Source organism: Dawidia cretensis (assembly GCF_018598175.1).
In the GTDB taxonomy this organism is placed as follows: domain Bacteria; phylum Bacteroidota; class Bacteroidia; order Cytophagales; family Cyclobacteriaceae; genus Ohtaekwangia; species Ohtaekwangia cretensis.
Genome location: NZ_JAHESE010000003.1, coordinates 268,107 through 278,903, shown reverse-complemented (window position 1 = coordinate 278,903; position 10,797 = coordinate 268,107). Strand labels below are relative to the sequence as shown.

Annotated in this window: 7 protein-coding genes; 5 read left to right on the top strand and 2 right to left on the bottom strand. The window is 52.5% G+C overall.

The window, feature by feature from the left end:
• Nucleotides 1-68 precede the first annotated feature (68 nt).
• Together KK062_RS06260 and KK062_RS06255 are read right to left on the bottom strand one after the other, a co-directional pair.
• Complete coding sequence (locus KK062_RS06260; RefSeq protein WP_254083403.1) at nt 69-1,739, bottom strand: RagB/SusD family nutrient uptake outer membrane protein; 1,671 nt, start codon at nt 1,737-1,739, stop codon at nt 69-71.
• A gap of 5 nt (nt 1,740-1,744) precedes the next feature.
• Complete coding sequence (locus KK062_RS06255; RefSeq protein ID WP_254083402.1) at nt 1,745-4,768, bottom strand: SusC/RagA family TonB-linked outer membrane protein; 3,024 nt, start codon at nt 4,766-4,768, stop codon at nt 1,745-1,747.
• Nucleotides 4,769-5,172: 404 nt separating this feature from the next.
• On the opposite strand from KK062_RS06255, the gene kduI reads away from it, so the two are divergent.
• Genes kduI through KK062_RS06230 form a run of 5 tightly spaced genes read left to right on the top strand, consistent with a single transcriptional unit; the run spans nt 5,173 to nt 10,721 of the window.
• Nucleotides 5,173-6,003, top strand: a complete 831-nt coding sequence (kduI, locus tag KK062_RS06250; RefSeq protein ID WP_254083401.1) for a 5-dehydro-4-deoxy-D-glucuronate isomerase — start codon at nt 5,173-5,175, stop codon at nt 6,001-6,003.
• Nucleotides 6,000-6,788, top strand: a complete 789-nt coding sequence (locus KK062_RS06245; RefSeq protein ID WP_254083400.1) for a gluconate 5-dehydrogenase — start codon at nt 6,000-6,002, stop codon at nt 6,786-6,788. Before kduI ends, KK062_RS06245 begins: the two co-directional genes overlap by 4 nt.
• 27 nt (nt 6,789-6,815) lie before the next feature.
• Nucleotides 6,816-7,841, top strand: a complete 1,026-nt coding sequence (locus KK062_RS06240) for a LacI family DNA-binding transcriptional regulator (protein ID WP_254083399.1) — start codon at nt 6,816-6,818, stop codon at nt 7,839-7,841.
• A gap of 33 nt (nt 7,842-7,874) precedes the next feature.
• A complete protein-coding gene (gene uxaC, locus KK062_RS06235) occupies nt 7,875-9,278 on the top strand; it encodes a glucuronate isomerase (protein ID WP_254083398.1) in 1,404 nt (467 codons plus the stop codon).
• Nucleotides 9,279-9,299: 21 nt separating this feature from the next.
• The gene (locus KK062_RS06230; protein WP_254083397.1) at nt 9,300-10,721 is read left to right on the top strand and encodes a tagaturonate reductase; all 1,422 of its coding nucleotides are present in this window, start codon (nt 9,300-9,302) and stop codon (nt 10,719-10,721) included.
• Nucleotides 10,722-10,797 lie beyond the last annotated feature (76 nt).

Here is a 10,797-nt window from a genome sequence, read left to right as displayed (position 1 = left end):
CCAACTCTCATCATTTGTGCAGTATCCAATAAACTTATGGTTCGTTCATACGCCTATCTACGTGACACTCAATAGCCAGGGTTCTGCTCATACCCCTCATTTTGATTCAGGTCAAGTGCCTTTTGCGGGATCGGACGAAACAGTTTTAGCTGGCCGTCGGCGCCTTCAAAAGCATTGGTACCGTTGTCAAAATATTTTCGCTTAATATCCCGATTGTACACACTCGCACGCTCTACCAGCGTACCCGTGCGCTTCAGGTCCATCCAGCGGTCGTACTCGCCCAGCAGCTCGCGGCCACGCTCATCGAGAATGAAATCGAGGTCGACTACTGCCTCCGTAACCTGCATTTCCGCTACTTTACCTGGCTTCGCGGCCCGGCGTCTGACTTCGTTGATACGCAACGTGGCAGTTGCCACATCTTCGGCCTGCAAGTACGCTTCAGCCGCGATCAGGTAGGTTTCTCCCAACCGCGCCAGGAATATATCACGGGTGCTACTCCCGCCCAGCGAGAAGGTAGCGGTAGGGTCGTCGAACTTGCGTACGGCCGGCGCACTGTTGTCAATACCAACACCGGAAGTACCCATCCAAATATCGCCAAAAGGAATGATCCGCGTCTTGGCACGGTGCGCCGGGTCAGCGGCACGCCATGCCGCCGTGTCTGCCTCCCAGGACTGCGGATAATAATACGAAATATTCATGTTGGCCCGGTCGGCTTTCGACTTGTCGTAGAAATCGTAATAACGAGGGTAGAATACATTCATGAAGGTACCTTCCCAGCGCGCATCGTTCTCGGTAAACAAGCTATACACGTAGGTCGTCGGCATGAGCTGGTAGGCACGATACGGGTAGCCATTCTTCGCGCCCTCACCGCCCATGTACGGACCAAACCAGTAATTCTGGTTGCTGCCGTCGTTGGCGGCATCCTTGATCGAGCTTTTATCAAACTGGATGGAGAAGAGCACTTCAGAATTTTTTTCCTTCCCGGGCCAGAAGAGGTCCTCGAATGAGATCGTCAACGTTTTGCCATTAATTGCCTGATCCGCATAGGCTGCCGCCCTGGTGTAGTCGTCATCTGCGGCAAAAGTTTCATACCCGCGCGTCAGATGTACTTTGGCCAGGTAATGCAACACAGCCGGCTTCGTAATACGACCGAACGAGGTTGTCGTTTCCGGCACCAGCACCAGCGCATCCGCCAGGTCTTGTAAAATAAAGTCATATACTTCGGCTGCCGAATTGCGAGAGAAGTTGTACGCCGGCTCGTCGTACATTTCGGTGACGATGCTTACCCCACCAAACTGCTGTACCAACAAGAAATAATAGTAGGCCCGTAGACACTTTACTTCGCCCAGGCGGATATCGCGGGTGGCTGTCTTCTCTGTTCTGTCGTAATAATATATAGCAGCATTACACCGGCCGATAGCTTTGTAGCAAGCACCGAAAAAGGTTTCCACATTCACGTCGTTCGACGACAGGTTGCGGTATTCGCTAATGCCTTCGGGCTGAGCGTTGCGTCCTTCGACAAATTCGTCGGTCCCGGCGAGGAACATCCACGGCAATTCATATACCTCCCGCAAAGAAGCGTACGTGCTATTGACCAACGCTTCGTAGCCGTTGGCGGTTTTGTAGAACTCTGTATCCGAAATATTCGAGGGATTCTCTTCGTCGAGATAATCGTTACAATTGGCAAGCCCTGCGATCAGCAATGCTGCCATTCCTACATTTTTAATCGTTGCTTTCATCGTCATCAGAATTTGAGGTTGACACCAAATTGATAGGTTACCGAGCTCAGCCCGCCGTTGGCGTATGTGGCATCGGCCCACTCAGGATCAAATCCGTCGTATTCGGTAAACACAAACGGATTCAATACGTTTGCATACACACGCAGGCTGGAAATGCGCGCGCGTTCCAGCATCGCCGCCGGCACGGTATAGCCCAGCGTGATGTTCTTCACTTTTACAAAGCTCGCATCGCGGTAGAAGCCGACGTTCTCGGTGTTCCAGTATTTACCGGAATTCTTGGGCTGAGGATACTCATTGGATACGCGTGTAGCCGTAACATTATTCTCCTGCATGTACCAGTCTACATTGAGCTTGGAGCGGCCGCGGTCTTCGAAGTTCAGGAACTCCTGGTGGAAAGGGCTTAACACTTGCACCCCTTGCCGGCTATACAACGACGCCGACAGATCAAATGCCTTGTAGGTAATCGTCGTCGAGAACCCTCCTGTCCAGCTCGGCATTGGAGTACCGAGAATGCGGCGATCGTCCGGCGTGATCTTATTGTCGTCACCAAAATCTTTCACCCGTGCCTGGCCCGGCGTCTGCGCATACTTCTTGGCTTCCTCCGTCTCGTCGGCCTGCCAGATGCCGTCGAACACATAGTTATAATTGACATTGATGGGCTGGCCAATAAACCACTTATTGGCGATGTCGTCTACTTTGCCGCCAACGAGCTCTACAATTTCGTTCGTGTTCTTGGCAAAGTTGAAGGTTGTTGTCCAGGTAATGGCATCGGTACTAACGTTTACAGTAGTAAGGGATACCTCCACACCCTTGTTGCGTACCTGACCGATGTTGTCGCGTACGCGCGGTCCCGTAGGCTTTGCCGCATCTGCCGGGTCAAAGTATCCGCCGGTTTCAAAGGGAATTGACTTGGCGAGGATTACGTCTTTGGTCAATTTGTTATAGTAGTCCACGGTACCCGTAATGCGTCCACTGAACAATGAAAAATCTACTCCTGCGTCGACTTCCTGCGTCCGCTCCCAGCCCAGCGAAGAGCTGACAATGCCCGTGCGCGGATACCCGGCCGAGGGTGTACCGCCAAAGTCATAATAAATAGGTGTAACCGATATATAGGTATCGTACGGATTTACATTCTGGTTATTACCTGTCATGCCATAGCTCACGCGCAGCTTCAAAGCGTCAACCTGTCGAACACCCGACATAAAGCCTTCCTCATTGATCTTCCAGGCTACCGCCGCCGAGGGGAACGAGGCCCACTTGTGGCCTTTCGCCAATACCGACGCGCCATCCCAACGATTGGAGACTGTGAACAGGTATTTATTGCGCCAGGTATAATTCAACCGCAGCGCGTAAGACATCAGCGACCACTTCTTGAAGTCCGAGTCCGAGCGTTGATTCGTGGGATCGGCCGTGGCAAGGTTTTCAAAGCCCGAGTTATAAGGCAACTTCGTGGCAGACGCCAGCACAGCTTCATCTCGGAACATGTTGAGTGAATACAGACCCATCGCGTTGATGGCATGGTCGCCAATCACTTTATTATAGGTCACCTGGTTGTCCCATATATAGGAGAAAGATTCCAGTGTATTGATCTCGGCATCGGGCAACGTGGCTACGCGGCCTTCGGAATTGGTGCCGAAATACTTACCCGTCTTCTCATATTTGAACCGGGGGGAGAACGACGTGCGTACACTCAACCAGTGAATGGGTGTATATTCTACAAAGGCATTCGCCAGTACATAATACGTACGCGTATCGTTTGATGCATTGGCCATATCTACCAGTGGGTTTACCGAGCTGGTGAAGTCTAAATACGGAAGATCTTTGCCGGGCTGCACAATGAGCGAGTCCGGATAGTCTGTGAAATAGGGTTTCAGCAACGGCGACATCCGGAAGGCATTTACCATGGCGTTGCTGCTGCCGGCTTCGCGCTCAGCAATAGAAAGGTTTACACTGCCACCGGCCGCCCAGCGATCGTTAAGCGTCTGGCTGACATTCGCCTTCAGGTTGTAACGTTTGTAATTGTCGTGTACAATGTTGCCTTCCTCCTCCTGGTAGCCCATGCCAAGGGTATAACCGAGCTTGTTTTCACCCATGCCGGATATGCCGATCCAGTGGTTCATCTGCCGGCCGGTACGGATCAACAGGCTGGGCCAATCGGTATAATCTTTCTCGGCCACGCGACGATTGAGTTCGTCTTTGTTCGTCGCATTGTTGCCAATATTGGTGTCGTACGCCTGCTTAGCCTGAATGGCGCCGGTGATATACGAATCCTGGCGGAAGTTCCAGAACCTGTCACCGTCCATAAAGTCGGGCATGCGTGCGGCGTCGCGTACACCATAATAGCCGTCGTAAGAGATCACAGCTTTCTGCTTTACCGAGGCGCCGCGTTTGGTCGTGACGATGACCACCCCATAGGCACCGCGTGATCCGTAGATGGCCGTGGACGAGGCATCCTTCAGGATGTCGATGCGCTCAATGTCCTGGGGGTTGAGAAAGTCAATGTTTTCGGTGATCATGCCGTCCACTACATACAGCGGTTGGCCACCGCTGAGCGATTGTTGACCGCGAATCTGTACTTTGAAGTTCGCGCCCGGACGACCCGAAGGGTTTGAAATATCTACACCCGCCACCTGACCTTGTACGGCTTCCACCGTACCCAGCGATCCACGTCGTACGATCTGCTCGGGGTCTACAGCGGCTACGGATCCTGTCAGGTCGGTTTTCTTGACAGTACCATACCCGACGACGACCACTTCCGACAATTGTGTGAGGTCGGATTGCAGGCGGACAGACACCGTCGTCTGTGAGCCTACAGCCATCTCTTGCGGTGCATAACCAATAAAAGAGAAGATGAGGATGGCGTCCTGGTTAGGGACTTGCAGACGATAACCGCCGTTCACATCGGTGGTAGTGCCAGTCGTTGTACCTTTGACGAGAACGGATACACCGGGCAGGGGTGCACCATCATCGGAACCAGTAACAATACCGCTGATGGTAACGTCTTGTGCATGAACCTGAGGGGAAAGCATTCCCACCAGTATAAAAGAACAGAGAACAGCCCGACACAAGCTCCTGGCGGAGCCTCTCGCAGCCGGGGAAAAGGACTGTAAAATGTGCATCATAGGGTTAAGGGTTGGTTTGATTGAGTACACTGGCTAAAACATGTTTCTTTAAGGGTTTTTAAGGCCTTAAATTCGATTGCGCAATCGTTCGTGTTGCGCAATCGATTGCATTTTAGAAAGGATTTTCAAATCCTCCAAAGAATATTTCAATTATTTTATCGTGGAGATTTTTTTTCGGGGAAATTTCGTTGAATTACCCGTATTCTGTATGGCTTGGGACCGATACCAATAAAATCCCGCCAAAACTAGCCCTATCTGCGTTTCATTTTATCGCTTTTTTTTCCTTTATATTGCGCAACCGATTACACATTATGTTGCACACGTCTCAATACGCCCATCACCCCACCGCCTACAAGACCTTTACCACAGCCCAGCTTCGCGAGGCTTTTTTGGTAGAGCATGTGTTTGTACCCGGTGAGATCTCTTTGGTTTATTCTCACTACGATCGGCTTATTGTCGGCGGCGCTGCACCGACCACGCAGCCCCTCGCCCTCACTCCAATCGACGATCTGAAAGCAGACTTTTTTCTGCAGCGTCGCGAGCTGGGTATCATCAACGTCGGCGGTGCCGGCGATGTACAGGTAGACGGCCAAACGTATACATTACAAAATAAAGAAGCGCTCTATGTAGGCCGCGGTATAAAGGAAGTCTCCTTTCTGCCAGGTCCGGGCAAGCCGCTCTTTTATCTCAACTCCGCGCCGGCACACGCGGCATACCCGGTACGCAAAGTATCCCTTGCCGACGCCGACACCGTGGAGATCGGATCGATCGAAACGTCAAACCATCGCATCATCCGGAAGCTGTTGGTAAACAGTGTGCTCGAAACATGTCAGCTGCAAATGGGCCTCACCGAGCTTCAAAAAGGTAGCGTTTGGAACACCATGCCAGCGCATACCCATGCCCGCCGCATGGAAGCATATTTTTATTTCGATGTGCCGCAAGGCCAAACGGTGTGTCACTTTATGGGCGAGCCACAAGAGACACGTCATATCTGGATGCAGAATCATCAGGCCGTATTCTCGCCGCCCTGGTCGATTCACAGCGGTGCGGGTACCAGCAATTATACCTTTATCTGGGGGATGGCCGGCGAGAATCTCGACTACAGCGATATGGATGGCGTTAAACCAAACGAGCTGCGATGAGTAAACTTTTCGACCTTACCGGCAAGCGCGCGCTCATTACCGGTGGTACGCACGGCCTCGGCATGGCCATGGCCAAAGGCTTGGGGCAGGCAGGTGCACACCTGCTCATCAATGGCCACTCGCCCGGCAAGATGGAACAAGCCCTTGCCGAATACAGGCGCGAAGGCATTACCGCCACGGGCCACCTGTTTGATGTGACCGACGACAAAGCTGTATACGCCGCTGTCGCCCGCATCGAAGCCGAAGTGGGCAGCATTGACATCCTTGTGAACAACGCCGGCATCATTAAGCGCACGCCCATGCTGGAAATGGAAGTGGAAGATTTTAAACAAGTCATCGATGTAGACTTGGTCGGGCCTTTTATCGTTTCCAAACATGTAGGCAAATACATGGTCCAACGCAAGGCCGGCAAGATCATCAACATCTGTTCGATGATGAGCGAGCTCGGCCGTAATACAGTGACCGCCTACGCCGCCGCCAAGGGTGGCCTGAAAATGCTGACCAAAAATATGGCCACAGAGTGGGCTCGGTATAATATACAGGTGAACGGTATCGGTCCGGGCTATTTTGCTACAGAGCAGACAGCACCCATTCGGGTAAATGGCCATCCGTTCAATGAATTTATTCTGAATCGCACGCCGGCCGGACGGTGGGGTGACCCCGACGACCTCCGCGGCACAGCGGTATTTCTGGCATCTGCCGCGAGCGACTTCATAAACGGGCAGATTATTTACGTTGATGGTGGTATATTAGCAACCATCGGCAAGCCGGCCAACGAGGCCTAACAACGTGTACAGCATGAAGCGTCAACCATGAAGAAGGAAAAAGCGACCATACACGATATTGCCCGGAAACTGAACATTACAGCCTCCACAGTATCACGTGCCCTGAAAGACCACCCGCGCATCAGTGCCGAGACCAAGAAGGCGGTTCAAAAAACAGCCCAGAAGCTCAACTACCAACCGAACCACATCGCAGCGGCGCTTCGCAATGGCAAAAGCAAGATCATCGGCATCATCGTGCCGACAGCCGACCGGAGCTTTTTCTCATCGGTGGTACGCGGTATCGAAGAGATTGCCAACGGCTCGCAATACAATGTGATGATCTGCCAAACATATGACAATTACGAGAAGGAAGTCGCCACGGTAGAAGCCTTGCTCAATGCACGTGTAGACGGCGTCATTGCGTCGCACGGTAAGGAGACGCAAAACTTCGATCACTTTCTAAAAGTAAAAGAGCGCGGTATTCCGCTGATCCTCTTCGATCGCTCGAACGATGAGCTGGAAGTGAGCAGCGTCGTGATTGATGACTTCCTGGGTGCCTACAAAGCGACCGAGCACCTGATCCAACAAGGCTGTCGCCGCATCGCACACTTCACCAACACCCGCAAGATCAGCATCTTCAAGGAACGCCTCCGCGGATATCGTGAAGCATTACTCGACAACAACCTCTCGTACGACGAAACACTGGTGATCGAAAGCAACCTGCAGTTGGAAGACGGCCGCAACAGCACCGAGCAACTACTCACGCTGCGCGAGCGTCCCGACGGTATATTTTCCGCCAGTGCCCTCGGCATTGTAGGCGCGCTGCAAGTATTAAAGGAGAATAACATCGCTGTGCCCGACCAGGTGGCCCTGGTGGGATTCAGTAATGAAACCTATACTTCCTTTACCGACCCTTCCCTCAGCACCGTAGAGCAGCACAGTATGCGCATCGGCAATGCCGCCGCCGAGATCTTCCTCGAAGAGGTCAACGCAGACCAGAAAAAATTCATCCCCCAAAAGATCGTTCTCAAGCCGGAGCTCATCATCCGGCAATCCTCTCTACGGAAGAAATAACTTTATTACATCACCCGGACAACCTATCGCTTTATGACGCATTTCCTGACCGAAGATTTTCTGCTCACAAACGATTTTGCTAAAACGTTATACCATCAGTACGCCAGGGATCTCCCGATCATTGACTACCATTGCCACCTCTCGCCACAGGACATCGCCGGCGATCGCCGGTTTGAGAACCTGACAAAGGTATGGCTGGAAGGCGATCACTATAAGTGGCGCGCGATGCGCACGCTGGGCATTGACGAAAAATATATCACGGGCAACGGCTCGGACGAAGATAAGTTTAAGCAATGGGCTACCACCGTACCGTATACAATGCGAAACCCCCTTTACCACTGGACGCACCTGGAGCTGAAACGCTACTTTGGCGTAGACCAGGTACTCACGCCCGACTCTGCCGATAGCATTTACCGACAGTGCTCCGAGCAGCTTGGACAAAACGGCAATACCACCCGTGGTCTGTTGACCCGCATGAAGGTAGAGGTTGTTTGTACCACCGACGATCCGGCCGATACGCTGGAATATCATCAGCAAATCAAACGCAGCGGCTTTGCTACAACCATTCTCCCGACGTTTCGCCCCGACAAAGCCTACGCGGTGGAAAACCCGGTCACGTATAATGCCTACCTCGAAAAATTATCGGCTGCTGCCGGCGTCACCATCAACAGCTTTGCATCTTTGATCGCCGCGCTCGAAAATCGTATCGAGTTTTTTCACAGCCTGGGGTGCAAACTTTCCGACCACGGCCTGGAGCAGCTTTACTTTCCCGAAGACAAACAAGCCTTCTCGGCAGAAGGTATCTTTACCAAACTCTTGAAGAAGGAAATACTGACAAAACCCGAAGTACAGTATATTAAATATGCTACACTTGTCGAGCTGGGCCGTCGTTATCATCAGAAAGGTTGGACCCAGCAATTTCACCTCGGTGCGCTGCGCAATACCAATGAACGCATGCTGCGCATCCTCGGGCCCGATACGGGCTTTGACTCGATCGGCGACTATACGCAAGCCGTGGCCCTGGCACGGTTCCTGAATGAGCTGGACAGCACCAACCAGCTGGCGAAGACCATCCTGTATAACCTCAACCCCGGTGACAACGAAGTGATGGGCACCATGATCGGTAACTTCAACGACGGCTCCATCAGGGGTAAGATTCAGTTCGGTTCGGCGTGGTGGTTCCTGGACCAAAAGGACGGTATGGAGAAACAGATCAATGCTCTTTCCAATATGGGATTGCTCAGCTGCTTCATCGGGATGTTGACGGACTCGCGTAGTTTCCTCTCGTTCCCGCGTCACGAATACTTCCGCCGCATCCTTTGCAACCTGATTGGCCGGGACGTAACCAACGGTGAGCTACCCGCCGATGAAAAATGGTTGGGTAAGATCGTATCGGACATCTGCTACTACAACGCGAAAAACTACTTCAACTTTTAACACGCTAACCTGTTGCTCCCCATGCCACAGCTCAACCGCCATACGGCCGACCAGCCGCAGACCCTTCCGGTAAAAATACTTCAGTTCGGAGAGGGTAATTTCCTTCGCGCGTTTGTCGACTGGATCGTCGACATCATGAATGAAAAGACAGATTTTTACGGCGCCATCGACGTCGTTCAACCCATTAGCCGGGGCATGGCGGCCCAGCTCCGTGAACAAGATGGTTTATACCATGTGGTGTTAAACGGCCTGCAACAAGGCCGCACCGTTTCGGAAACACGGTTGATTACTTGCGTAGCCGATGCGTTTAATCCCTACGATGATTTTGAACGCTTTTTAGAACGCGCCCGTAACCCCGAGCTGCGGTTTATTCTCTCCAATACAACAGAAGCGGGTATTACATTTCACGCGGCCGATGCCAATCCGAATACATTGGCGGATAGTTTTCCGGGCAAAGTAACGCAGTTGTTATACCATCGCTTCCAGACTTTTCAGGGCGACGCAGAGAAGGGTTTGATTTTGATTCCCTGTGAGCTGATCGAAAAGAATGGCGACAAGCTGCGTGAGACCGTGCTGCAATACGCCGACCACTGGCAGCTGCCGACGGCATTCAAGCAATGGATCCAAACCGCCAATACCTTCTGCAATAGCCTCGTCGACCGTATCGTACCTGGCTTTCCAAAAGATACGATTCGCGACATTCAGCAGGCTGTGGGCTATACCGACAACCTGGTCGTAACCGCAGAGCCTTTTCACCTGTGGGTAATCGAGGCCCCGGCGGCTGTACAACAAGCCTTCCCGGCCGATCAGGCAGGTTTACAGGTAAAGTTCGTACAAGACCTGACGCCCTATCGCACACGCAAGGTCCGTATCCTCAACGGTGCCCATACAGCATTGGTGCCGGTGGCCTACCTGCGTGGCCTGCGCACGGTACGCGAAGCCGTGGAAGATAACTATACCGGCACGTTTCTACGCGAAGCGATCTACCAGGAGATCATCCCTACACTAGACCTCCCGGCAAGCGAATTGGAGCAATTTGCGGCGGATGTGATGGAACGTTTTCAAAACCCCTTTATCCGCCATGAGCTGAGCAGCATTGCCCTGAACTCGATCTCGAAATATAAAGTACGGGTATTGCCGTCGGTATTGGAGTATTACGCACGCCAGGGAACGCTACCCGAAAAGCTCTTGCATGCACTGGCAGCACTCATTCTTTTCTATAAAGGCACGCACCAGGGCGAAACCTTACCGGTGAACGATACACCGGAAATCCTGGAGTTCTTCGCCCGCGTCTGGAAGACGGGCGATGCCGACTATGTAGTGCGCGAAACGCTGGCCAACACGGCCTTCTGGGATCAGGACCTGACCCAGTTACCAGGGCTACTGGCGCGCGTGACGCATTATATCCATGCTTACGAGACTACCGCCAGCCCGGCAGTCTGATCAGCATAGCGCAAAGGTAGTTTCTTGCGCATACACCGATACCGTAGTATTTCCATCTTGAATCACGCCGCCAAAT